Origin of the sequence: Serratia sp. JSRIV002, assembly GCF_019968725.1 — a bacterium.
Classification (GTDB): domain Bacteria; phylum Pseudomonadota; class Gammaproteobacteria; order Enterobacterales; family Enterobacteriaceae; genus Chania; species Chania fonticola_B.
In genome coordinates, this window is the sequence record NZ_CP074143.1 from 3,919,194 (window position 1) to 3,944,556 (window position 25,363).

The 25,363-nt window shown below is 52.8% G+C and carries 23 protein-coding genes; 7 read left to right on the forward strand and 16 right to left on the reverse strand.

What is annotated here, in order from left to right:
• Positions 1 to 88: 88 nt before the first annotated feature.
• Positions 89 to 1,012 (reverse strand): LysR family transcriptional regulator, encoded by a 924-nt coding sequence (locus tag KGP26_RS18490; protein WP_179247793.1) that lies wholly within the window; start codon positions 1,010 to 1,012, stop codon positions 89 to 91.
• Positions 1,013 to 1,177: 165 nt separating this feature from the next.
• On the opposite strand from KGP26_RS18490, the gene KGP26_RS18495 reads away from it, so the two are divergent.
• Together KGP26_RS18495 and KGP26_RS18500 are read left to right on the forward strand one after the other, a co-directional pair.
• Positions 1,178 to 2,593 carry a M20 family metallopeptidase gene (locus KGP26_RS18495; protein ID WP_223664419.1) on the forward strand — a complete coding sequence of 472 codons (1,416 nt, stop codon included), beginning with the start codon at positions 1,178 to 1,180 and terminating at the stop codon, positions 2,591 to 2,593.
• Positions 2,590 to 3,867: an MFS transporter gene (locus KGP26_RS18500; protein WP_223664420.1), complete on the forward strand. Its 1,278-nt coding sequence runs from the start codon at positions 2,590 to 2,592 to the stop codon at positions 3,865 to 3,867. The genes KGP26_RS18495 and KGP26_RS18500 overlap by 4 nt, the downstream gene beginning before the upstream one ends.
• A gap of 83 nt (positions 3,868 to 3,950) precedes the next feature.
• Here the strand turns inward: KGP26_RS18500 and KGP26_RS18505 are convergent, their stop codons facing one another.
• From KGP26_RS18505 to gspC, 14 genes are all read right to left on the reverse strand, one after another.
• Complete coding sequence (locus KGP26_RS18505; RefSeq protein WP_051363707.1) at positions 3,951 to 5,045, reverse strand: succinylglutamate desuccinylase/aspartoacylase family protein; 1,095 nt, start codon at positions 5,043 to 5,045, stop codon at positions 3,951 to 3,953.
• 132 nt (positions 5,046 to 5,177) lie between these two features.
• A complete protein-coding gene (locus KGP26_RS18510) occupies positions 5,178 to 6,020 on the reverse strand; it encodes an A24 family peptidase (RefSeq protein ID WP_223500038.1) in 843 nt (280 codons plus the stop codon).
• Between the two features lie 60 nt (positions 6,021 to 6,080).
• The gene (locus KGP26_RS18515) at positions 6,081 to 6,824 is read right to left on the reverse strand and encodes a type II secretion system protein N (protein WP_179247787.1); all 744 of its coding nucleotides are present in this window, start codon (positions 6,822 to 6,824) and stop codon (positions 6,081 to 6,083) included.
• The gene (gene gspM, locus KGP26_RS18520) at positions 6,814 to 7,302 is read right to left on the reverse strand and encodes a type II secretion system protein GspM (RefSeq protein ID WP_223664421.1); all 489 of its coding nucleotides are present in this window, start codon (positions 7,300 to 7,302) and stop codon (positions 6,814 to 6,816) included. The genes KGP26_RS18515 and gspM overlap by 11 nt, the downstream gene beginning before the upstream one ends.
• Entirely contained in the window at positions 7,295 to 8,494 is a 1,200-nt protein-coding gene (gspL, locus tag KGP26_RS18525) for a type II secretion system protein GspL (protein WP_223664422.1), read from the reverse strand. The genes gspM and gspL overlap by 8 nt, the downstream gene beginning before the upstream one ends.
• Positions 8,494 to 9,480 carry a type II secretion system minor pseudopilin GspK gene (gene gspK, locus KGP26_RS18530; protein WP_179247784.1) on the reverse strand — a complete coding sequence of 329 codons (987 nt, stop codon included), beginning with the start codon at positions 9,478 to 9,480 and terminating at the stop codon, positions 8,494 to 8,496. The genes gspL and gspK overlap by 1 nt, the downstream gene beginning before the upstream one ends.
• Positions 9,477 to 10,076 carry a type II secretion system minor pseudopilin GspJ gene (gene gspJ, locus KGP26_RS18535; protein ID WP_209522560.1) on the reverse strand — a complete coding sequence of 200 codons (600 nt, stop codon included), beginning with the start codon at positions 10,074 to 10,076 and terminating at the stop codon, positions 9,477 to 9,479. Before gspJ ends, gspK begins: the two co-directional genes overlap by 4 nt.
• Complete coding sequence (gspI, locus tag KGP26_RS18540; protein WP_115158175.1) at positions 10,073 to 10,438, reverse strand: type II secretion system minor pseudopilin GspI; 366 nt, start codon at positions 10,436 to 10,438, stop codon at positions 10,073 to 10,075. Before gspI ends, gspJ begins: the two co-directional genes overlap by 4 nt.
• On the reverse strand, positions 10,435 to 10,986 hold the full coding sequence (gene gspH, locus KGP26_RS18545) for a type II secretion system minor pseudopilin GspH (RefSeq protein ID WP_223664423.1): 552 nt from the start codon (positions 10,984 to 10,986) through the stop codon (positions 10,435 to 10,437). The genes gspI and gspH overlap by 4 nt, the downstream gene beginning before the upstream one ends.
• Positions 10,986 to 11,414 carry a type II secretion system major pseudopilin GspG gene (gene gspG, locus KGP26_RS18550; RefSeq protein ID WP_021805938.1) on the reverse strand — a complete coding sequence of 143 codons (429 nt, stop codon included), beginning with the start codon at positions 11,412 to 11,414 and terminating at the stop codon, positions 10,986 to 10,988. The genes gspH and gspG overlap by 1 nt, the downstream gene beginning before the upstream one ends.
• Positions 11,415 to 11,442: 28 nt before the next feature.
• Positions 11,443 to 12,666 (reverse strand): type II secretion system inner membrane protein GspF, encoded by a 1,224-nt coding sequence (gspF, locus tag KGP26_RS18555; protein WP_223664424.1) that lies wholly within the window; start codon positions 12,664 to 12,666, stop codon positions 11,443 to 11,445.
• Position 12,667: 1 nt separating this feature from the next.
• Positions 12,668 to 14,173 (reverse strand): type II secretion system ATPase GspE, encoded by a 1,506-nt coding sequence (gene gspE / locus KGP26_RS18560; protein ID WP_223664425.1) that lies wholly within the window; start codon positions 14,171 to 14,173, stop codon positions 12,668 to 12,670.
• Positions 14,170 to 16,134 (reverse strand): type II secretion system secretin GspD, encoded by a 1,965-nt coding sequence (gene gspD, locus KGP26_RS18565; protein WP_037375612.1) that lies wholly within the window; start codon positions 16,132 to 16,134, stop codon positions 14,170 to 14,172. The genes gspE and gspD overlap by 4 nt, the downstream gene beginning before the upstream one ends.
• Before the next feature lie 18 nt (positions 16,135 to 16,152).
• Positions 16,153 to 16,932: a type II secretion system protein GspC gene (gspC, locus tag KGP26_RS18570; RefSeq protein WP_245399441.1), complete on the reverse strand. Its 780-nt coding sequence runs from the start codon at positions 16,930 to 16,932 to the stop codon at positions 16,153 to 16,155.
• Between gspC and KGP26_RS18575 the strand changes: the two genes are divergently transcribed.
• The 3 genes from KGP26_RS18575 (at position 16,910) to gspB (ending at position 21,503) form a co-directional block, all read left to right on the forward strand.
• A complete protein-coding gene (locus KGP26_RS18575) occupies positions 16,910 to 17,113 on the forward strand; it encodes a hypothetical protein (RefSeq protein WP_166732627.1) in 204 nt (67 codons plus the stop codon). The two genes, gspC and KGP26_RS18575, sit on opposite strands and share 23 nt — an antisense overlap.
• 359 nt (positions 17,114 to 17,472) lie before the next feature.
• Positions 17,473 to 20,736, forward strand: coding sequence for a pullulanase-type alpha-1,6-glucosidase (pulA, locus tag KGP26_RS18580; protein ID WP_223664426.1), 3,264 nt, complete (start codon positions 17,473 to 17,475; stop codon positions 20,734 to 20,736).
• A 209-nt stretch (positions 20,737 to 20,945) separates the two neighbouring features.
• Entirely contained in the window at positions 20,946 to 21,503 is a 558-nt protein-coding gene (gene gspB, locus KGP26_RS18585; protein ID WP_223664427.1) for a type II secretion system assembly factor GspB, read from the forward strand.
• Positions 21,504 to 21,552: 49 nt separating this feature from the next.
• Here gspB and gspS read toward each other — a convergent pair whose 3' ends face one another.
• Entirely contained in the window at positions 21,553 to 21,945 is a 393-nt protein-coding gene (gene gspS, locus KGP26_RS18590) for a type II secretion system pilot lipoprotein GspS (RefSeq protein WP_223664428.1), read from the reverse strand.
• Between the two features lie 976 nt (positions 21,946 to 22,921).
• On the opposite strand from gspS, the gene KGP26_RS18595 reads away from it, so the two are divergent.
• The gene (locus KGP26_RS18595; protein ID WP_223498107.1) at positions 22,922 to 24,532 is read left to right on the forward strand and encodes an ABC transporter permease subunit; all 1,611 of its coding nucleotides are present in this window, start codon (positions 22,922 to 22,924) and stop codon (positions 24,530 to 24,532) included.
• 14 nt (positions 24,533 to 24,546) lie between these two features.
• Positions 24,547 to 25,338, forward strand: a complete 792-nt coding sequence (locus tag KGP26_RS18600; protein ID WP_059201261.1) for an ABC transporter ATP-binding protein — start codon at positions 24,547 to 24,549, stop codon at positions 25,336 to 25,338.
• Positions 25,339 to 25,363 lie beyond the last annotated feature (25 nt).

Here is a 25,363-nt window from a genome sequence, read left to right on the forward strand (position 1 = left end):
TGTTTCCGTGGGGCGCAATATAATACAGCCAGACTGGAACAATCAAGCGTAATCAACAGATTATTTATCTTGTTGATTAAAAAACGGCTTATATGCCGAATTTCTCACCGATAGCCCGTTCTTCACGGCTTAATGTCTGATTAATATAGTCCACAAACAGCTCCAACGCCGTGCTCCGCTGCCGCCCCAGAGGTAATTGCAGCTGCAAGGTCCGCGGGCTTTGCTGCTCGACAGCAAAAGGTTTCAGGATCAATCCTTGCGGCTGCAACAACGGCATCGCAGTAAACTGGCTACAGATGGTCACCGCCAACGGGGAGCCCTGTAAAAAATAGTACAGCGTGGAGAAGTTATCACAGGTTAGCACTGGTTCAATGAAGGTGCCATTCATCTGGCAAGCGATATCAAACAGCTGACGTATTGTGGAGCCCGGCTCTGGCAGACACACCGGATACTGGCAGAGATCTGCCAAAACCACCTGTCTGCCGGCTAATGGGTGCTCCTTCCTCATCAACAACAAGACCGGTGCAGGCCACGAAGCCGCTACCTCAACACCCCGCTCTGGGTGCAAACTAAACTGCAGCACCATGTCACACTCGCCATTACGTACCAACCGCGCCAACGTTTTAGTGTCTGCCACCGTCAGTACGAAGCTGACAGCCGGGTATTCTGCACGAAAACGCGCCATCAGTTGTGGCATCAGCATAAAAGCCACTCCATTACTACAGGCCACGCGTAGCGCTGTGCGCCGTTCGGCTTTCAACCCTTTGATTTCTGCTACCGCCTGTTCAATATTCAACAGGCTTTTACGAATATGATTTTCAAAAATCTGCCCGGCCTCGGTCAGCACCATCCCCCGCGCGTGGCGTTCGAACAATGGCGTGCCAACCTGCACTTCCAGGCGCTGGATCTGCCTGCTGATCGCCGAGACCGCCACAAACAGCTGTTCACTGGCCGCACTGAGCGAACCACAGTTGGCGACCACCAGAAAAAAGCGAACCTCGCTACTCAACATGCCGTCCCTCTCCATGGTGCAAAGCTTGCCAACGAGCAACCCACCGTTGCCTTTAAAGCAAAGCTTGTTTGTTAAATGGATAATTGTGGCAAACCCCGATTTTAGCTTAGATAACAAACACAACAAGTAAAACAACACAACGCAAACACAACGGGGAAAATAACCATGACGGGTGAACAGGCCGTCGCTTTGGCGACAGCGTATTTTGACAGTGGCGAATTCCGCCGCATATTGGCGCGGCGCATCGCGCTGGCCACCGAAAGCCAGCGGCATGACGACGATGCCGGCATTTTGCTCTACCTCGAACAGGAAATCATGCCGCCGTTACGGGCATTGGGTTTCGAGTTACAACTGTTCGATAACCCGGAAGCGGCCAACCGCCCGTTTCTGATCGCCGTACGCATTGAAGATCCTTCCTTACCTACCCTGCTGAGCTATGGCCACGGCGATGTGGTTTTCGGCGATGACGAGAACTGGCGCACAGGTCTTTCGCCTTGGGAATTGAGTGAAGAAGGCGATCGTTGGTACGGCCGTGGCAGCGCGGATAACAAAGGCCAGCACAGTATTAACCTGGCGGCGCTGGAGCAGGTTTTCCACGCACGCGGGGGCAAACTAGGGTTCAACTGCAAGCTGATTTTCGAAATGGGCGAAGAGATCAGTTCCCCTGGGCTAGCGGCCATTTGCCAGCAGCAACGCGAATTGCTGCAAGCAGATCTGTTTATCGCCTCCGATGGCCCACGGCTGAACGCCACACAGCCCACATTATTCCTAGGCTCACGCGGCTGTATCAATTTTCGCCTCAGCATTCACGCCAGGGATAACGCCTATCACTCTGGCAACTGGGGGGGATTACTCAGCAATCCCGGAACCCAACTGGCTAATGCCATCGCTTCTCTGGTTAATCAACATGGGCAGTTACAGGTTGCAGCGCTGAAACCCGCCCCTCTGGATAGCAACCTGCGTGCCATTTTGCGCGATCTCAGCGTTGGCGGCCAAGCTGGCGATCCGGCGATCGATGAGAACTGGGGTGAAGCTGGCCTGCCCCCTAGCGAGCGCCTGTATGGTTGGAACACGCTTGAAGTACTGGCCTATCAAACGGGCAACCCGGCTCGGCCAATGAACGCCATCCCCGGCAGCGCAACGGCGGTATGCCAACTGCGCTTCGTGGTCGGTACCGACTGGCAAAATCTGGTTAACCATATCCAACAGCATCTGCAATTACACGGCTTTGGCAATGTGGAGGTGGAATGGCTGCATGGTTCACCGGCCACCCGGCTCAATCCACAAGATCCACTCGTTCCCTGGGCACTTGAGATCCTGCAACAAACCAGCGGCAAAAAGCCCGCATTGCTGCCCAATCTGGGCGGTTCGCTGCCTAATGACGTGTTTGCCGATACGTTGGGACTGCCCACGCTGTGGATCCCCCACTCCTATCCGGCCTGTGGTCAACACGGGGTCAATGAGCATATGTTGAAATCCATCGCACGTGAAGGATTGCAGATCATGACTCGCCTGTTCTGGGAGTTGGGCGAAAATGGCAGCACGATCCTGGCACAACGCCGGGCAGGAGAGTCTTCATGAGCGCGATAGCCCAACAGGATAGCGTAGCGGCCAAGCCCAATTTGTATAAAACGCTGTTTGCCACCTGCATCGGCAACGCGTTGGAATGGTTCGATATCGCGGTTTATGGCTTTTTCGCCAGCTATATCGCCCATGCCTTTTTCCCTACGGAGGATCCGGCCGTTTCATTGTTGCTGACTTTCGGCAGCTTCGGTGTCTCATTCTTAATCCGCCCACTGGGTGCTGTGGTGCTCGGAGCCTACGCCGATCGGGTTGGCCGCAAGAAGGCACTCTTGATGTCCATCAGCCTGATGCTGCTTGGCGGTGCGATCATCACCTTTATGCCTACTTACGCCACCATTGGGCTGGCGGCTCCGCTGATGATCTTGATTGCCCGATTGATTCAGGGTTTTTCCGCCGGTGGGGAGTTTGGTAGTTCAACCGCCTTTCTGGTCGAACACTTCCCGGAGCGCAAGGCGTTTATCGCCAGTTGGCAGTTTGCCACACAAGGCGCCAGCACGCTGATGGCTTCCGCCTTCGGGTTAGGTATGACCCACTGGCTGACAGAAAACCAAATCCAGGACTGGGGCTGGCGTATTCCCTTTGCTTTTGGCTTGCTGATCGGCCCGGTGGGGCTGTATATCCGCCGCCATGTGCATGAGCCAGCCAGCTTCATACAGCAGAAGAAACCCGAAGCACCGTTAAAGATGCTGGTCGGTAATCAAAAAAACCTGCTGTTGCTGGCCATCGGGCTGATGGTGATTTCCACCGCCATCAACTACATGCTGAATTATGTGCCCACCTACGCCACCAAAAACCTGAATCTGTCCGGTTCCGCCGCCTTTAGTGCAACCCTGTTAGCCGGTGTGATTTTAACGGTAGTCACCCCGATAATGGGATTATGGGCGGAAAAAGTCGGCCGCCTGCCGTTGATGTGGGGTTCACTGATCCTGCTGCTGCTGACTATTTATCCGGCATTCCTGCTGGTGGTGAACCACACTTCGCCGATGATGCTGATGTTAATGGTTGGCTGGCTGGCCTTGCTGAAGTCCATTTACTTCTCGACGGTGCCTTCGGTGATGGCCGACTTGTTCCCGATGGCAACACGGGCCAGCGGTATGGCGATCAGTTACAACGTGGCGGTGACGGTATTTGGTGGCTTTGCACCGCTGATCTGCACCCTGCTAATCACCGCAACTGGAACCAGCCTGGCACCCAGCTATTATCTGATGATGATGGCACTGCTGAGCGGCTGGGCACTGTTAGGTAGCAGAAAACATTTGCGTTCGGCCTGATAAACAACCCCAGGCTATTGGAATAATTAGCCTATTTACCCCCTTGAAGGGATCTTCAAGGGGGTAAAAAAACCTCACGTCAATTAGCAACCATCAGCACACTGGGGTTCAGGATTGTTGAACAGGATACGAACCAGCAAAGCCCGGGGTTCGCGCAACGGATCATTGCCGATAGCTAACACTCGGCCATCATGGGTCGCAGTATATTCCCGAATGATGTCGCCAAATGCATTACGCTGAACCGCCACCTTCTGCCCTTTGACCACCGTATCGCCGACCTTAACCAGAACCTCGGCAAATCCGCCAACCTCAGCTCGGATCGAGCTCATTTCATTACCGATAAAGGTTTTTTGCTCTTTAGCCGTTGTCCCTAATGTTCCGGCTGTCATGCCTTGTTGAACCATCAGATTACGCACCCCTGTCAAACTGCGCGCGATAAGTTCAGGTTGATAGAGCTTGGGCTTGCCAATTTCGAGTGTAATGGCAGGGATCTTGTTCTCAACGAAAGTGGTTTCGACGGAGCCTTTCTCACCAGGATCGGCTTTTATCTGGTCCGCCGGGAACAGTTCAGCCATTTGCTTCACCTGCGGGTTACGATAATCCGCATAGATGAACAAGGGATATTCGGTCCCCCGGCTCTGCGTGTGCATATCAACGAACAGCGTGGCATTGCCCGCCCACAAATTATTCCATAGCAGCCAAGCCTGCTGTTCGGCGGCGTTACCTTTTTCTTTACCCGGCCAGACCCGGTTGAAATCGACCATATCTCCCCCGTCATTGGCCAATTGCCAGTTTCGGTTATTGGCCAACATGCCAGAAGGATTCGCGCCCACGGCACCGATCACGCTGCCTTTCAACTCTGCGGGATCCAGCTTTTCAAACACCTGCTGTATCACCCGGGTACCATTTAATTCATCACCATGGACCGCCGCTTGCAGACCCAGCTTAGGACCAGGCTGCGCACCTTTGGCCACCATAACAGGAACATACCAATGTTGACCGATCCCATTGCTGGTTCCCTGGAACATGAAGCGATAAACCTTTCCTGCCTCCAGATCGTCTACATCCAACTTGCTGATAACCGGATTACCCTCAATTTTATCTCCGGTATAAACCGTTGCCGCCTGAGCATTAAGCATTCCCGTAAGCAACACCGCCAACATCGTAATCTTATGCATAACCATTCCCTTTAGTATCAGTAAGTAACACGCGTGTGATTTCTTGATCATTGGTCAACCGACTAACAAAAGTCGTACTTCAGGAACAAGACTGGGTGCGCTTGCTAGCGTTTCCAATCAAGATATAGGCGCTTAAAAGCTCCAGGGTATAAACATATTGACCGCGCCCGACACGGCGAGCCAGGGGCCAAAGGCTAACGGTTGATTAAGATCTTGTTTCGCCAACCCGCGCTGTATCAGCGTAACCAGCAGCCCACTGGCCGCCGCCACCAAAATCACCTGTGGCAACGCTTGCCAACCTAACCAGGCCCCTAACGCCGCAAGTAATTTAAAATCACCATAGCCGAGAGCCTCTTTACCGGTTGCCAGCTTGAATAGCCAGAACACGCTCCATAGGCAGACATAACCCGCTACTGCGCCAATCGTCGCCTGTTCCAACGAGGCAAAATTCCCCTGAGTATTGAACAAAAGTCCGATCCACAGCAGTGGCAACGTCAGCACATCTGGCAACAGTTGTCTGTGATGGTCAATAACTGCCAGCGTCAGCAAAAAGGAGAGCAATATCCAGGCGCCCAGCAAAGGGAAACCTAGCGGGAATATAAGCGCAGTCAGCACAAACATCATAGCCGTTGCCACTTCAACCAGCGGGTAGCGCCTTGGGATCCGCTCACCACAGCAACGAGCCTTACCCTTTAACAACAGAAAACTCAGCAAGGGGATATTGTCCCTGGCTGCAATAGGATGCTGGCAATGCGGGCAACAGGAATGCGGTAATAGCAGATCAAAACGCGGTGTGGATTCAGGTAAGGGCAGCGCCAGTTGCACGAGCGCCTCACGCTGCCATTGCTTTTCCAGCATCACCGGTAATCGATAAATCACCACGTTGAGAAAGCTACCCACTATGGCCCCCAATATCCCCGCGACACACAGCCAGAGGAGGGGAAATGCAACGGTAAAATCCAATAATAAACTCAAAAAACCTCCCTGCAGTCAGCCAAGTACCTACCCAACCCTTTTAAGACAGCCTAGCGCCGTTTAAAGCAACCGCCCCTGAACCTGCCAGGGTATCTGCCCCTGATCGTTGGCCCTGCCTAACTGATTTATCAGTGGCCTCATCGTCTCCGGTAACACCGGCCCTCGGCGCACCTGACCGTTGAACTGATAGCGCCCGTCAAATCCGACGGTGCCACGCCCCGTCAGGCTCAGATGAGAGGAGTCTTGTTTCAACACCAACACCAGAGCCCCTTTTCCATCACAGCTCAATTGTCCTTGCACGTTGGCCAGCTCCAACGCCCCCAACGGGGTCGCAAGCTGTGCGTGCTGCCAGTTGACAACACCACCGCCAAGACTCAGACAACCCGCGGAACTGAACTCTCCTTGTTGCAACCGCAGTCGCAGCTCTCCCTGGGCGGTGATCGGCAAAGGCAACGACAACTGTTGCCGCACAACATCCGCAGGAACAGAGAGTTGCCATTCATGCAGTTGAAGATCCTGCCAACCACGCAGGATCCCGGCACCCTGCAAGCCTTGCGGATCCTTTAGCTCAATCTCCAAGGCTGGCATCCAAGAGGAAAAAGTGAACTGCCAGTTCAGCTTGGCCAGCATAATGTTACGCCAGCTTAACTGGTGCAAACTGCCCTGCCACAGGGACCCCGAAAAGCCACCGACCTTCATATCTGCGGGTATAAAAGCTTGTAATACCCGTGCTGGCGCATGGCCACCCAGCAATAGGAGATAACAGGCCAACAAAAGCACGGCCTTTTTGGCTTTAGCGCCCATCGCTGCGCTCCAGCATCAGTTTGTTTACCGTCACCCATCCGGGTTTATCGGGACGCATCGCCACCTCAAGCGCCACAATGCGAACGCTATAACGTTTTTCCAACTGTGTGAGCCAAAGCATCAGGGCATTAAAATCGCCAGGTTCCAGCGTGACCGCCAGCCGCTCTCCCTGAGGCTGCATGCGGGTAATGTTCATGTTTTGAGCTGTAGCGCTCTGTGCCACCCTGGCCGACAAGCTTAGAGATGCCTCCTGTATGGGTTGTGTCCCTTGCTGGCGCAAGCGCGGAGCCTGTTGCAACATCCATTCCACCGTGTTTTGTTCACGAGCGATAGTACGCTGCCATTGGCTAGCCTGTTGTTGCCAGGGCAACCACAGTGCGTAGTAGCACAAGCTGACGATAACCAATACACCACAGCCCAATACCAATCCTCGTTCCCGAAGGCTGAGCTGTAGCCAGCGGTGCTTGAGTTCATTCATCCTTTATCCCCAGAGTCAGTCGGCCCTCTACCCCAGTTGGATTCTGCTTGATTTCACCAGGTTGCAGCTGATAACGCTGCCCGGCAGCAACCTGAAACTGTTCCAACGCCTGAAAAGAGGCCGCCTGTATATCAACTTTCAGCTCTTTACGGCCAGCGTCATAAGACAGCGCCTGAAACCGGATTGCCGAGTTCTCCGCCATCAGCTGTTGCAATTGGCGCATCTGTGCGACCACACCGGCTTGCTCGATGGGTTGTAATTGTTGCAAGTGCTGCTGCATCTGCACGCGCGGATTAACCACCTTTTTATCAGCCGGAAAAAGCTGTTGGTAGACCCGCACACTTTCCTGTCGCCAATGTTCAGCCTGTTGCCAAAGCCGGTAATGAGACAGCCCGGCGCTCACACACAACAGCAGTAAATACACCGTTAATGCCATCATCACGGTTCGCCAGGGGCGTAATCGTGTACGCCAGGGGCTAGAGCGGGTGAATTCGCCCTGGCGCAGATCGGCTCCGCTCTCGTGCACACCTTCTGCCGCCAGTTGCAGTAAATCCCTCGGTGGTTGAACACGCCATTCCGGAGGGCTAGCGGTTGATGCTGGTGGCGCGGAGTAGCTTTCAATGACCGGCGGTGCCCACACGGCCAAAAACTCCGATAACCAGGAGGATTCAACAATCATGCCGGCATGCTTTTCCCGGCGAAACAACCATTGATCATTGAGACTGACCGCACTCCAACCGTCGGCGGCCAAGGGTAACGCCAGCACATCTGGCAACATTGCCTGCACCTGCCCCCCCAGACGTTCACAACGGGCTACCCACTGATGCATCAGGCTTTTATCAACTACCGCAACGTCACACACATCACCACTTTGCTGCAAAATGGCAAAATGCAGCCGTTCAACCTCCGTTGCCAGTTGCTCCTCCAGCATAAACGGCAGTACTTGCAGACTCTGACGCCTGGCACGACGAGGCAGCGTCACACGATGGAAAACCAACTCGCTCGCAGGCACCAATACCCAGGCAGGATATCTGGCAAGCAGGCTCACCAATTGGTCATCGTTCTCCCCCATAGCCAAACTACCTTGCTGATGACCGTCTGCTGAAGCGAAATACCACAGCACTGGCTGCGTTTCATCGCTGGGTAAGCGCAGTATCAACCTGGCTTGCTCACGGGGCTTTCTGTTAGGCATCAAGGCTCCACCATCATGCTTAATCCATATTGCCGCTGTACTACCTGGAAACTGTTACCGGCTTTGCGCAACAGGCTGCGCTGGCTATAGTGAGTCTCCCCCATCAGCACGGTGAAACTGGCTAAAAACAGTTCACTCTTTATCGTCAACAGCGATCTGACCGTTGAGGTGTCGATGTCCTTCAGGGCAACCTGTGCCAAAAATGCCGTCGTACTGCTCCACCCTTCACGTGGACGCTGTTGTAACAATCGAGTCGCCATGGCTGTATCAAGCTCCTTGAGAAATAGCGCCGCCAGTAATGGCCCTTGAGACTCACTCAGGGTATTAACGTTTACCAACAGCGTCTGGGTTGGCAGCGCGCAAACGTAAGGCAAAAGACGCCGATAAAGGCTGGCATCAACCCCTGAGACGGTGCGCAACTCGCTGACATCCTGCATGGGTTGATTGGCTGGCAAGTAAGCCACCGCCTGGGCCATATAGACCTCATCTTCAGCCCCGTCACTAACTGGTTCGCTATCACTGTCTACCCAGTCGCGCAGTGCCGCGGCTATCTGCGTCGCACGCAGGGGCTCTTCCCCCAGGTTGATTAAAAGCTGTCTAAAAACCTGGCTAGGATAAGGCAATGTCGGCTGCATCCCCTCACTGGCTGCCCCTTGGTTAATGGCATTGAGATTAAAGCAGGCCTGGCCATCAACAATCTGCCCAAACACCTCCCCGCCTTCAACGGGGAAACGGCGCTGTTCTTGCGCCCAGTTTTGCGCCAAATGCGTTTTATTCGGTGAGTCCAGCGCGTCTCGTTGCAAAATTTTTACCGCCAGTGTTTCTGCCGAGCGGGCATACCATTTTGCCTGCTGGCGATCCAAATGAGCCGCTGTGCGCAGATAGGTACGCCCGTTTCGCTCGGCAATGGTCGCAGCAATCGTCACCATCAGCGCCAGGATCAGCAACACCACCAGCAGGGCAACACCCTTTTGCCGCGCCCTCATTCTTGCCCCACCGCCGTGATCAAAAACAGACGGGTCAATTCACCCACGCCAGCAACCACTAATGTCACTTCAATCCCCTGCGGCAAAACCGACGCGTTGTCCCAACTCTCCCGCCACGTCCCCTCGGAAAAAAAGCGCAGACGAAAGACACTGACCTCATTGAGCAAGACCTTGACCACCGGCGCTTCCCCAACGAGCGGATCCGCATGGGCATAGCTCAGCCGCTCTAACTGCTGATGGCGCAGACGATATCCCACCGGTTGTAACTCGGCGCGGGGCAACATTCCCATCGGATTTTGCCAACCGTTGCGCATGAAAGAGACGCCCCAGTCCTCACTTTGTAATTGATAGCGCGCCGCGGAAAATACGCGTTCATTCCCTCTGTGATGGCGAGGGATGATCTGACCGAAATCCCCTTCCAACTGCATAAAGGCACGTTGAAGTTCGGCCAACCGCTGCGCCTTGCGCTGCGAAATCTCATCATTGCGCATCACCCCCTGCAACACCTGGAAGGCGCTGATGCTCAACGCAGCAAAAATTGCCAATGCCAACAGCATCTCAAGCAACGTGAAGCCCCGCTGGCTACGACCATTCATTCCCGCACCACGTAGCTGCGTAAAGAAACCACTGGCGCAGCGTCTTCTTTATGACGCCGTACCTCAACATCCAGTGCCCGTAATTGACCCAGTTCGGTATCAACCCCCTGCCAGCGTACAGACCATTCCTCGCCAGCATAGGTCACCGTGGTGCCGACCCAGCGCTTTTCCGGCCAGGTTTTATCAAGATGTAACCTGGCCTGTTGATTATCCGCCAACCAACTTGCCAGTATTTTTTCCTCCATACGGCCAATACTGCCAGCCTGCTGTGCCGTGGTTTGCAACACGGCTAACCCCGCCAAGGCGAAAACGATCAGTGCCACCAGCACTTCCAGCAACGTCATCCCTCTTTGGGCGTTCACTGTGCTGCTCCGTTTACTGACGATTCGATCGCGCCCACGTCGTCGACCCGCAGCCATACCAATGGCTGGCTACCGGCCTCACTGAACACCAGCTCAAACGGCGTAATCTCCCCGCCAGGTAACAGCAGAATATCGGGTTCCGGTGCCGATTCCGCAGCACGCGGCCACTCCTGCCGATCGGGGAAATGCAGCTTAAGACGAATATCATCAGGCATTTGGCTCCCTAACGCCGCCTGACGGGGTTGCCAATTCTGCCAGCCGTAACCTTGCCAACTATCCGAGCCAGATACCGCCCCGCGTTTTTCAGCGGCCTGACGCTGTAGCATTTGGAATTGCCAGCCGTCAGGTCGAACCCGGATCCCCAGCAACTGGTCATTTTGCACCGCGGCATCCATGGCAAACGCCAACTGAGCCTGAAAACGTTTCAGCTGTAGCTGCGGGTTATTTTGTTGCATGGCCGGAAATGACATGATCACCAAACTGGCTGCACTCCCGATCAGCAGCACAACCAGCATCATTTCCAACAACGTAAAGCCGCGTTGGCGCACTACTTCTTCCCAATCGTCCAGTTACCGATATCATCCTCGGTGTCCGGTATGCCATCGGGGCCATAAGAGAAAACGTCTAACTGACCGTGTTGGCCTGGGCTAAGCAACTGATAGTCTGCCCCCCATGGATCCTGTGGCAAACGGCGAATATAGCCACCTTGGGGATAATTGCGCGGTTCCGGTTGTGCCGAGGGCTTGGTCACCAGTGCCTGCAACCCTTGTTCGGTGGTGGGATATCGACTGTTATCCAGCTTGTACATATCCAATGCGCTCTCCAGCGCGACAATATCGCTGACGACCTTCTGATGGTCCGCCTTCTCTTTATTTCCCATCAGGTTAGGCACTACCAGACTCGCCAGGATGCCCAGGATCACAATCACCACCATAATTTCCAGCAGGGTAAAACCTCGCTGACGCTGTTGCCGCATTTTTCTCTCCGTTATTTGCAGATTGAATTTACATACTCATCAAGGTATTTAATTGCAGGATTGGCTGCAGGATCGCCAAAACGATAAACAGCACCACGCCCGCCATACTCACTACCAACAAGGGCTCAAAAAGCCCCAATGCCAACTGCATTTGGGCAGTAAACACCCGATCCTGGTTGTCTGCCGCACGTTCCAGCATGCTGTCCAGTTCCCCACTGCGTTCACCGCTGGCGATCATGTGCCGCATCATCGGGGGAAACAGCGCAGTGATTTCCAGAGCCCGATGCAGGCTCACCCCCTCGCGCACAGATTCCGTTGCCAGTGACAGCTGGCGGCGCGCATATTCATTGGTTAAAACCTCTCCGCTGATGCGCATCGCTTGCAGCAATGGCACCGCGCTGGCATTGAGAATGCTTAGCGTTCTGGCGTAACGGGCAGTATTGAGCCCTCGTGCGATGCGTCCGATCACCGGGAGGCGCAGCAACTGCCGATGGAAAGCAATGCGCCGGGCTTCTTGGCGCAGCAACAGACGCATCAGCATCGGCGCCAATAACAGCAACAGCAGCACCCAAGGGCCAAAGGCTCGAACTCCGTCACTCAGCCCCATCAGCACACGCGTTGATAGCGGAAGTGCCTGCTTCATGTGAATGAACTGTTCCACCACCTTGGGCACGACGGCGGAAAGTAAAATGGCGATCACACTGATGGCGACCACCGTCAGCACGCAGGGGTAGATCATCGCCTGCAGGATACGAGCTCGCATTTGCTGGCGCTGCTCGGTGTAATCCGCCAACCGGTTCAGAACCAGATCCAGATGACCAGAAGCTTCACCCGCCGCCACCATCGCGCAGTACAGCCGCTCAAAACTGGTGGGATAAGCGCTCATGGCTTCAGCCAAGGAATGCCCCTCCAGTACTTTGGTGCGCACTGCGGCCATCAGGCTGCGCTGGCGGGGTTTTTCACTCTGTTTTGCCACGGCATCCAGCGCCTCCTCCAAGGGTAAGGAGGCGGCGACCAAGGTCGCAAGCTGACGAGTCAACAACGCCAGATCGGCACTGCTAATCCCCCGCCCCCATGAAAGACGCCGCCCGTTTTGGGCCTGCTGGCGTTCATCCTGCCCTTCTTCCAGGCTTACAGGGACCACCCCCTGTTCCCGTAAAAGTTGACGGGCGTGGCGGGCTGAATCCGCTTCCTGCACTCCCCGCCGTTTTTTGCCGCGCTCGTCTAGCGCCTGATAATGAAATAGGGCCATGTCATCCCTCTTCCTGAGACTGGCTTTCGGTCACGCGGATCACCTCTTCCCAACTGGTCTCACCCGCCAACACTTTTTCCAATCCCCCCTGGCGCAATGTCTTGTACTCATGACGTAATTGACGAGCAATCGCGAATTCACTCTCTCCCTGATGGATCGCCGTACGCACTCGGTCATCAATCAGCAGCAGCTCATGGATACCCGTACGCCCACGGTAACCGGTAAAATTACACTGCGAGCATCCTTTCGCCTGCCATAATGGGGTTCCGGGTAAAATCCCCATTTGATCGGCCAAGGCCGGATCGGCGGCGTAAGTTTGACGACAATCGGGGCAGAGTGTGCGAACCAGTCGCTGCGCCAGCACGGCCAGTAATGAGGTGGAAAGCAAAAAAGGCTCGATGCCCATATCCTGCAGCCGCGATAAGGCCCCCAGCGCGCTGTTGGTGTGCAGCGTGGAGAGTACCAGGTGCCCTGTCAGTGATGCCTGAACCGCAATCTGAGCGGTTTCGCTGTCGCGGATTTCCCCAACCAGCACTACATCAGGATCCTGACGCAGAATGGCTCGCAGACCGCGAGCAAATGTCATATCTACCTTGGGGTTTACCTGCGTCTGGCCGATACCCTCGAGTTCATACTCGATCGGGTCTTCGACCGTCATGATATTGCGTTCGCTGGCATTGAGGCGGCTCAATGCTGCATAGAGGGTGGTGCTCTTACCCGAACCTGTAGGTCCGGTGACGAGGATAATACCGTGTGGCCGCTGGATCAGTTCATCGATCTGCCGCCGATTATGTGAAGACATGCCAAGCGCGGCGAGATCCAGACTGACGCTGTTTTTATCCAGTAAACGCAGAACAATTCGTTCACCATAATTAGACGGTAAGGTCGAAACCCGCACATCAATGGCTCGGCCACCGATTCGCAATGCCATGCGCCCATCCTGCGGTATCCGCTTCTCGGCAATATCCAGCCGTGCCATGACCTTGATGCGCGATATCAATAAAGAGGCCAACCGCCGCTGAGGGCGCAGAATTTCACGCAACACGCCATCGACCCGGAAACGGATCTGCAAATGGCGTTCATAGGTTTCGATATGGATATCCGAGGCTTTATCCTTGATGGCTTCCGTCAGCATCGCATTGATCAGGCGGATAATAGGGGCATCATCATCGGCATCCAGCAAGTCGTCGCTGTCGGGTAGCTCTTCTGCCAGGGTATAAAAATCCATTTCATTGCCGATATCGGTCATCATGCGTCGCGCCTCTTGCGAATCGCGCTGGTAGCTGATCACCAGTTGTTTCTCAAACTCTTCATCCGACACCGTGCTGATAGTCAGCCCACACCCGGCCACCCTACGCACCTCAAGCAATGCTGTGGCGGTGGTTTCCGCCAGACGGAGCACTCGGCACCCAGCATGATCCCGCAAAAGCAAAATGCGTTGCTCGCGCGCATAGGCAAATGGCAACTGCGGGCGTAATTCACTCAGGTCCTCGGGGAGGGTGTTCATCGTCCCCCCGTTGAATAGAATGCGCTGATCGCGGCATTAACCTGGCGGAAAGTGGCACCGTTTTGATCGGGTGGCAACTTCAATACTTCGTTATTCAGCGTGGCTTCGCTCCCTTGTTTGCCACGCTGATGGTCTTGTTCCTGATTAAAAGCCTGATACTTTTCTGAGGAGGCCTGGCGATACTGGTCACGATCCCGGATGATCGACGGGCGGATGAACAGCATCAGGTTGCGCTTGGAAACCTGTTTGCTGTTGGAGCGGAACAGATAGCCCAGCACCGGGATATCCCCCAGCACCGGAACCTTGTCGCTGCTGTCGCGGACGGTTTTATCCAGCAAGCCACCCACCACCACGGTTTCACCGCTGCCTACCAGCACCGCGTTATTGACCGTGCGGGTATTAAAGGTCGCCCCCAGATTAGCACTGCTGCTGGACGCCGCATCAGCCACACTGGAAACCTCCTGCTCGATCTCCAGCAGCACGGAGTCCCCTTCGTTGATCTGCGGTTTGACTTTCAGCTTAATGCCGACGGTTTTACGCTCTACCGTGTTGAAGATATTATCGCCCGACGTCGTTTGCGAGCCGGAGAGGACAGGCACTTCCTGGCCGACATTGAATGTCGCCTCCATGTTGTCAAGCGTGACAATGCTCGGTGTCGCCAGAATGTCATTCTTGCTACTGCTGGAAAGCGCGGTCAGCAGCATTGCCCAATTGCCCTGATAAAAACCAGCAGCAATACCGTTAAAACTGCTGAGAGCGCTGGCCAGGGTACTATTCACCGTCCCGTCCTGATTGTATTGATTGGCTCCGGCAATCGCCGTAGTGATAGGCAAACCGGTATTGGTGAACTGCGTCACTCCAGCATTCTTGTTGGCCCACTGGATCCCCAGGTTCAAACCATCGGCGTCTTGTACCTCTGCGATAATCGCCTCTACCAGTACCTGTGCACGGCGAATATCCAACTGAGCTATCACCTTCTCCAGATCTCGCATGACATCCGGAGCCGCCGTCAGTATCAGTGAATTGGTTTGCTCATGGGCTTTGATGGTGATGTCTTTACGCAGTGCTTCCGCTGGCTTGGCATTCTGTTGCTCACTTTGAATACTGGTACTGACGCCAGTCAACACCTCAACCAGATCGGTGGCTTTGGCATACTTCAGGTAAATCACTTTGGTATTGCCCTGCACGGCCTGCTCACGATCCAGCTGCTTGATCATGGCGATGATCCGCTGGCGGGAGTTGGGTTCTCCGCTCACCAGGACCGAGTTGGTTCGCTCATCCGCAACAAGATTGGCTACCATCAGGCTTGGCATCGCTGATTTGCTGGCATCCTTGGTTAATTCGGTGACCAGTTTGACGACTTCAGCAGCAGATGCATAGGCCAGCGGTACCGTGACCACACTACGGTCACCGACCTTGTCAACCCGTTCAACAATCGCCATCAAGCGTTTGATGACCGCTGCACGCCCGGTCATCAGCAACACGTTGGAAGGCTCATAATGCACAACACTGCCAGCCCCGGCGTTATCGTTCAATTGACGGAGTAACGGGGCAAGATCGCGTGCCGCCACGTTATTGACCGGCACGACACGTGTCACCACTTCATCACCCTCGCCCGGCTGAGCATCGCTGGCTACCGGTACCGCAGCGGTTTTAGCATCCTTGGAACGCACCACTTTCAACACGCCATTACGCATATCCACCACGGCAAAGCCATAAACGTCCAGCACGCTGAGGAAGAACTGGTAATACTGCTCCTCATTGAGCATGTCATAACTGCGTACGGTGATAGTGCCGCGCACGGCAGGATCGATAATCACCGTTTTATTCAGGTTCTTGCTGACCGTATTAATAAACTCCTGAATATCCGTGCCCTTGAAGCTGGCAGAAAACTCGGCACTCCAGCCCTGCCGAGTACCAAGCAGCATCACCGCCAGTAGCACAATGCGTAAGCTCCTGATTATTTTTGTATTCAACAATTAGTCATCTCCAAGAGCCAAATAGATATCCTGTAACTGACCGCCACGCTCAACGGTAAGATTCAGTTCACTGAGTTCTGAAAGCTGTTTCAATGCCTGTTGAGCCTGCTGTGCATCGCGCAGATCCAGGCCATTTAGCGCTATGGCAAGATCGTTTTCCTGCAGCCCGACCTTGCGGAATAATTCGCCTTGTTTGCCCGGATTGAGTCGATAGCCGATGAGTTTGTCATCCACCATCACCGGTGAGATATTCAGGTAATTGAGAATGCTTTGCGGCTGCTTTTGCAGCTGTGCCTTGAGCTGCGACGCTGAGGTTTTTTTGTCACTTTTAGCGGCCTCGGGTTGCTCGCTGAACAGCAACAACGATTCATAATTCCCCTGATAGGCGATCACGATACGATCGGCAAAAATTGACGCAATTCGGGCGTCATAACCAGGCACCTTCTCCCCCACGCCAAGGCTGAACTGTTTGCTATCTTTGGCGATAATGGCGATGGAACGCTCTGGACTGGGGCTGGCGACAATGCCGGTCAGGTTTAGCTTGAGAGAAGAAGGCGGTGCGTTACGCAGGGTTTGGTCAGAGACAGAATGCTCAGCGGCGGAAGATGAGGGTAGCGAAGTACCAAAGAGGGTGAAGCGGTAACGTTCAGACTCACCTCCAACGCCAGTTGTTACTGGTGCGAAGTCTGCTTTGGATAAGCGTACGGGGGATATTTCAGGGGGCAGGAGCCCGTGCCAGGTGAGCAAGGCGAGTTGATTGCAAATCAACAGTGACAGCACGCATAAAGCCCATCGCGGCGTGAACAGCCTGAAAGTAGCCTCTCTGCATACCGATAACAATACAGAAAATCGCATCTTGCCTTCCTTTGCCTGCTTCTCTGTTTACGCCAGCCAGAAGTTCACCGATATCAGTCAATCGGTGGGCATATCGTTGGGGGCATTGTCGTTGGAGAATATGTAAGGTTATGACTGAAACCTTACAACTCAGTACCTCCATCAGCCCTTACGTTTCTGAATACATCCTCTCAGAAAGGGTTACTTTATACATACTCCCCTCAATAATAAATCATTATTTTTGCTTATCGAAATAATTTATCTTTCTGTTTTTATAGCTATTTATTTCTTAATCTCGCTAGCATAAAAGCGGTTTAACCCGTTTAATCTCCCTACTCTAAACTTCGCGTCCTCCTTCCACCTACGCCCCTCCTCCTCCTAAAGCAGGAGGATGCTCCTCCTTATCATGCAATATCTAATACCACTGCTTTACACATTGATACGATTTTTTACTTTCTATAATGCAAGCCTGATAGGGAATTTAGAATGCTGAAAAATACCTGTAATGCCCTACTTTTCGGCTCGCTCGTCATATTGAGCGGCTGTGATAATAATAATTCTTCAGACGTTAGCCCCGATACCAACAACCAAGAGCCGATTGCACGTCTGCCTGACATAGCCATGCCTGGCGAAGCCGTCATGGCAGGTGAAAACCAGGCGGTCATTCATCTGGTCGATATTGCTGGTATCACCAGCGGCTCCGCCGCTGATTACAGTACCAAGAACCTGTTTTTGTGGAATAACGACACCTGTGACGCCCTGGATAAGCCCTCTGGGGACTGGAATGACACCAGTACAACACCGACAGGCAGCGACAGTTATGGCCCGTATTGGGTGCTACCTCTGAGCAAAACCACTGGGTGTATCAACTTCATTCTGCGTGATGGCACCAATAAGCTGATTGATGCGGATATGCGTTTATCGTTCAGTGATTTTCCGGACAGGACCGTTTCTGCGCTTGCAGGCAGCAGTACGCTTTATGATACCCGTGCCGAAGCTTTCCGCGCGGCCTTCGGGGTGGCTCTGGCTGAAGCCCATTGGGTAGATAAACACACCCTGCTGTGGCCTGCCGGGGAAGGGAAACCTATCGTACGTCTGTACTACAACCACAATGGCAAAGTGGCCGCCAACAGCGAAGGGAAGTTTACCGATCGCTATCTTTCGCTGACACCGACCAGCATCAACCAGGAACTGGGTTCACGCTTCCCTCACCTTGCGGGTTATGCCGCCTTCAAATTGCCGGACAATGCAAAAGTAGACGAACTGGTTAGCGGCGAGACCGTCGCCCTGGCCGCCAATCAGGACGGCATCCTTATTTCAGCCACCCAGGTACAGACCGCTGGCGTTCTCGATGATCGCTTCTCAGCCGCAGCGGAAGGCCTGGAATATGGTGCTCTGCTGACCGATTCTGGCGTCACTTTCCGTGTCTGGGCACCCACGGCCCAGCAGGCAGAACTGGTGATCTACAGTGCGGATAAAAAAGTCATTGGTAGCCATCCGATGACCAGAGATAACGATTCCGGTGCCTGGTCATATCAAGGAAGTCATGACCTTAAAGACGCTTTTTATCGTTACGCCCTGACCGTTTATCATCCGCAATCGCGCAAAGTGGAGCAGTATGAGGTCACCGACCCTTACTCCCATAGCCTCTCCACGAACTCCGAATACAGCCAGGTCGTGGATCTCAATGACAGCGCGTTGAAACCAGAAGGCTGGGACGGCCTGACAATGCCACACCCACAGACCAGCCAGGCTGATATTGCCAAGATGGTCATCCATGAGTCGCATATCCGCGATCTTTCCGCCTGGGATCAGACCGTGCCTGAACAGGTACGGGGTAAATATCTGGCGTTGACTGCCAGTGACAGCAATATGGTGCAGCATCTCAGACAGCTTGGGCATGCGGGCGTAACCCACATTGAATTGCTACCGGTGTTTGATCTGGCAACCGTCAATGAGTTCAGCGACAAAGTGGCGGATCTCACCCATCCATTCAGTCGGCTTTGTGAACTAAACAGCGCCGTTAAGCAAAGCCGTTTTGCTGGCTACTGTGGGAGTTCAACCACCATCGGTGATGTACTAGAAGAACTGAAACAGAATGACAGCCAGGACAATCCGCAGGTGCAGGAATTGAATGACTATGTTTCACAGACTGACTCCTACAACTGGGGTTATGACCCGTTCCATTACACGGTGCCTGAAGGGTCTTACTCTACCAATCCCGAAGGCACTGCCCGCATCAAAGAGTTTCGTACCATGGTGCAGACCATCAAACAGCAACTGGGTATGAACATCATCATGGACGTGGTTTATAACCACACCAATGCGGCTGGCCCAACGGATCGCACCTCGGTGCTGGATAAAATCGTGCCCTGGTATTATCAACGATTGAATGAAACTACGGGCAGTGTAGAGTCGGCCACCTGCTGTTCCGACTCGGCCCCCGAACACCGGATGTTTGCCAAACTGATTGAAGACTCTCTGGTGGTCTGGAGCCGAGACTACAAGATTGACGGATTCCGCTTTGACCTGATGGGCTATCATCCGAAAGCACAAATCCTGGCGGCCCGGGAGAAAGTAAAATCGGTGAACCCCAACGTTTATTTCTTTGGTGAAGGTTGGAATTCAGGTCAGGACGATCGCTTCGAAATCGCTTCGCAGATCACGTTAAAAGGCACCGGCATTGGCACCTTCTCCGATCGTCTGCGTGATGCTGTTCGTGGAGGCGGCCCGTTTGACTCTGGTGATGCCTTGCGTCAAAACCAGGGGGTGGGTAACGGTGCCGGAGTATTGGCTAACGAGTTAACCCAGCAAAACGAGGATACCGTGCGCCATCTGGCCGATCTGACCCGTCTGGGCATGGCCGGCAACCTGGCTGAATTCCTGTTGATCGATAAAGACGGCTCCGTCAAAAAAGGCAGCGAAATTGACTATAACGGGGCGATTGGGGGTTATGCCAACGATCCGACCGAAGTGGTCAACTATGTTTCCAAACACGACAACCAAACCTTATGGGATATGATCAGCTACAAAGCCGCACGTGAAGCCGATCTCACCACTCGCGTACGCATGCAGGCGGTGTCACTGGCCACTACGTTGTTGGGCCAAGGGCTGGCATTCGATCAACAAGGCTCTGAACTGTTGCGTTCCAAGTCATTTACCCGTGACTCATATGATGCCGGGGACTGGTTCAACCGTGTGGATTACAGCTATCAAGACAACAACTTCAACGTTGGTATGCCACGCATCAGCGATGACGGTGACAACTATTCGCTGATCGCCAGCGTAAAAGATGCTGTTGCCACACCTGGCCAAACAGAGATCGCACAGATGACCTCGTTCTATCAGGAGCTTACGCAACTGCGCCAATCCTCGCCTCTGATTGCCTTGGGTAGCGGCCACGAAGTGATGAAACGTGTCGATTTCCGTAACACGGGCGCAGAACAGCAACTGGGCTTACTGGTAATGACCATTGATGACGGAGTTCAGGCCGGAAACGATCTTGATCCCCAAGCCGATGCGTTAGTCGTTATCATCAACGCAGCGCCGGAAGCCAGAACGCTTAATGACTTTACCGGTGAAAATCTCACCCTGAGCGCAATCCAACAAAACCTGGGAGACCGCTCACTCGCCTCCGGTGTCAATATTACCGCAGAGGGCAGCGTTACAGTTCCCGCCTGGTCGGTAGCCTTGTTGGTCAAACAACAAGTCTCTGCCCAGGGCGCAGGTTTGCCTGTAAGCAGTAAATAAAACGGTCCGTTTCGGGCCACCATCAGGTGGCCCGAAACGAGAGGTTACACCCACTGAGTCACATCACTCCCGAATAAAAGTACAATGCTATTGACCTGAGTTTTCGGGCAGGATATACCCTTGATACTTTGGCTTTGCTCAAGCGTTGGCGACACGCCAATAAACAACCTCTGGCTGTAGAAATCAGCGTTTATTAAAGGTTCAGGGATGTGGACAATAAATCGAAAGTAGAGCTAGAAGCCAGCGTTCACCCCGCCAAGGGGCTGTTTATTCCCCGCTATCTGCTGCCAGTGTATGCATTGCTGTTAATAGCGATAGGCTGGTTTTCCGGACAGCACTGGCGTAACAACGAAGCTTTCGCCGCCCCCGCGTTGACTCATCAAGTTGTCCCCTCTGCCGTGGTAAAAATGGAGATGCCCAGGCATACGGCCACCAACGCTGATAGAGAAACTGCGTATGATGAAAATAAACCAGCGCAACAAGTGGGATCAGATAATAAAGTCCCCCCCTCCTTAGCCAGTGATGAATTAGCCCCTTTAAGATACAGCGCGCACGTTTACGCATCGGAAGATGACAAACGCAGCATCACGCTGAACGGTCAGCGTTATCAGGAAGGAGACAGCCCTGCCCCCAACCTTACGATTGAGCAAATACAACAGGACGTGACCATCTTTAACTTCAATGGCGAGGTATTCACACTTGACGCATTAGAGGATTGGCCGGGCGGCAAGGTGGATAGCGAAAGCACCGCTGAAGAGTCAGAATAAACCTTACCACTAGCCCGTACACTGGGCACAGGACACCAAGTTGGTGTCACTAACTGCTTTTTTCTGCACGCAGTTCGTCGGTAAAAGGTGCCAACAGGCTGTTAAAGCTGCTGCACTTGGTTTGTTCCGGCGTGTTGTCTCTCATCAGGCTTTGATAAATTTCCTCACTACGCTGCGGCAAAGCCCCGTAGCCAGCGCTATTCCAGCCTCGTTGTTTGGCGACTTTGTAGGCCACCTTGTCAATGACCGCATCGCTGGGTAAATCACTACGATTACACTTATATTTCAAATACTTGGTGCTGGCAATCACTGAAGCCAGCTGCTCTACCTGTTCATTAAGGGCGACCGGCTCCTTTTGCACAGAAGAACGCGGTTGCTGACAACCCGCCATTACCAGCAAAAGCAACACAGGGACAAGACGAAAAATCTTAGTTAACTGCATGATAATAATAATCTTATCTTGATTAAGTGGGTCTATTTTAACAAATCCCCCAGCACTGTCACTTGCTAGAGAGAAAAGTTTTCCTTATTGCGATCCCGCTTGCAGATTCATTTTCAGTGCTTTGCATTTTACCTCGTCGCCACACAAGTAGAGCACTGCGCGCAACAAGCACCGTGTTCCGTTGGAACCAAGAACCATTGAGATCTTGGAAGGTATGTGGGGATGACAAGGTGAGTTGGTGTTCTCCCTCCTCCCCCGAACTTCCCGGAAGCTCGGGATCATCAATAATACGCGTAACTCAAGTAAAAAAGTTATATTTTGCCACGTTAAGAAACATTCATCCTAGCTATATAGGCTTCAATTTTTTGATGTCCTTGTCTATCTAACAATATCTCCCTCATCATTTTAATTTATGGATATATCTTTTAAAAAATCTATTTTCATCCTGTTACACATACAATAATGAAAACCATCACATCTACTTGCTATTCATTATGTTCAAGCATTACTATCTCACCGCTTTATTCTCACCACGGGGGCCTTATGGACGATGGAAGTTTTAGTTTTAGCTTAGTACTACTGGATAAATTTCAGTAATGTAGTTCATGCTACATTCTGAAATAAACAGAATGTAGACAATCAATCAACGGCTTATCAGCAACGTCCTGGCACTGCCTATGTGCCTTGGCATCTGATAATACCGGCTTGTCATGCCTGTTCCTGTAGTATTCATCGTTCACCATCAGCGTAACAATCAGCAAATTAATTTATCTCAAGCTATATATGTTCGTTTAAAACGGAGGCGCTCGGCTTTATCAAGTTGACGTTCCCGCCGGTTTTTTGAGAAATTTATGGGATTGGCATTATGCAAAAAAGCAGAAGTACATCTATTTCTAGAAAGTACTATCTAAATGACCTTATTGTTTTTGTAATAGCATCATTGGTCATCGTCTTTCTTATCCGTGCCTGGGGGGACATGCACGGTTCGTTCGATGAACACAACGTGGGTGCCATTAGTCTGGATACCTGGAATCTTTTCTATTACTCACTAAGAACGACAATGCGGTTTGCCATCGGCATGATTTGGTCATTGTTATTCTCCATTGTCTTTGCCGTCCTGGCGGCGCGCTACGTGCCGTTACGCAGGGTGATATTACCTTTCGTCAACTTTATGGAGTCAGTACCCTTGGTGGGCTTTTTAACCTTCACCACGGTGTATTTTCTTGGCCTGTACCCACACAGTGTGATGGGGCTGGAGTGTACCGCTATCTTTGCGGTATTTACCGGCCAGGCATGGAACATGATGCTAACGTTGTACCAGACGCTGCGCATCGTTCCAAGTGAACTGGATGAAGCCGCACGCAGTTTCAACTACAATCCATGGCAACGTTTCTGGCGGTTAGAGTTTATCTATTCCGTACCCGGATTATTGTGGAATGCCATGGTGTCACAATCGGCAGCATGGTTCGCTCTGGTGGCGTCGGAGGCGATCCCGGTCAACGATAAATCGGTGGCGTTGCCTGGTGTAGGTTCCTATATTGCCGAAGCGCTGGCGCAGCAAAACCTGCACGCTATTCTGTTTGCCGTGATCACATTAGCGGCCAATATTATCGTGCTTGACCAATTGGTTTTCCGCCCGTTGGTTCGCTATACCTCCCGTTTCAAATACGAAGATGTTAGCGCCAATAAAACTGAAGGCAGCTCATGGTTTTATAACTGCCTGAGCTATTCCCATCTAGGATCAATGTTGTCAGCGGCCCTACGCATGCTGGCTGATGTATGGCTATTTAAGCTGCCGCAGATCTGGTACGGCCTTGGTTTGCACAAGCTGTTTCGCATCACCGCAAAAGCCAACTGGCTGTGGCGCAGCACTTGGTATCTCGCGGTGGTCATGGCCTGTGCCTGGTTTGGTTATCAACTGTGGGAGTATTTCCCAAAGCAATACTTCGCCATGATGCCTGAATGGATGCTGCTGACTACTGCACGTGTAGTGGCTGCAATGGTGCTCAGTATCGTGATTTTCACCCCACTCGGCGTCTGGATAGGGATGAATCCACGCCTGGTGAAATTCTTCCAGCCGATCATTCAAATCCTGGCTGCTATCCCACCCAATATTTTCTATCCTCTGATCGCCGCTTTTATCGCTGTTTATCATCAGGATCTTGGCTGGTGGGCGATTCCAATGATCATGCTCGGCACGCAGTGGTATGTGTTGTTTAACGTCATTGCCGGCGTCACGGCAATCCCATCACATATCACCGAAGTCAGCGAAACCTTCGGTTTACGGAGTTTCAAATGGTGGCGTTACTATATGCTGCCCGCGATTTTCCCCTACATCGTTACCGGCATTATTTCTGCAGCAGGCGGTGCCTGGAATAGCGCCATTGCAGCAGAAGTCATTCAATGGGGAACTACCACGATCAGTACTACCGGGCTGGGCGCTTTTATTTCAGTCGTGACCGATGCCGGTAAAAATCCGGAATCCGCGCTGGGCTGTGCTGCCATGTGCTCACTGGTGGCGTTATGCGTAATCTTTATCTGGCAGCCACTGTATCGCGTTGCAGAAACCAAATTCAAATATGATTAATGCAGGGAAATTAAATGACTATTCAAGAAGTGGTACTCAGCGCCAAGCAGGTAAACAAAGCCTTCATTGGAGAAAACAAGCTCCCCAAGGAAGTACTGCGCGACGTGGATCTGAATGTTCACAAGGGGGAGTTCGTTACGATCCTTGGGCAGTCAGGTTCTGGCAAATCAACGTTGATGCGCATATTTGCCGGCCTGATTTTCCCTGATACCGGCACGGTATCGCTGGCAGGAAAACCTATCGAAGGACCCAATGCCGATATCAGTATGGTATTCCAGTCTTATGCTCTTTATCCGTGGCTCACGGTGTATGACAACATCGCCTTTGGCCTGATCGCACAAGACTTGCCACCGCAATTGATCGACAAAAAGCTGAAAGCATTACTCACGCTGGTTGGCCTGAATGGGTATGAGAAAGCCTGGCCCCGTCAACTTTCCGGTGGTATGCGCCAGCGCGTAGGTTTTGCCCGAGCATTAGCCGTGGAGCCCAAAGTTTTGCTGTTGGATGAGCCCTTTTCTTCTCTTGATATCTTTACCGCACAGAAACTGCGGATGGATTTAATGAATATCTGGACGAACAAAAAAAATAATATCAGCGCCATCATCATGGTGAGCCATGACATAGAGGAAGCGGTCATGATGTCCGACCGAGTCGTCATTATGGATGCCAATAAACGGCAAATCACCGATGAGATCGTTATCGACAGGCCAAGAGAATCACGAGGCAGACAGAATATGGCAGCCATTATTGATGAAACCAGCGATCGTTTGTATAAGAGAATTGCGATATCACAAAAAGCATCATAGCTTTCAACGTATTTATTAACATCAG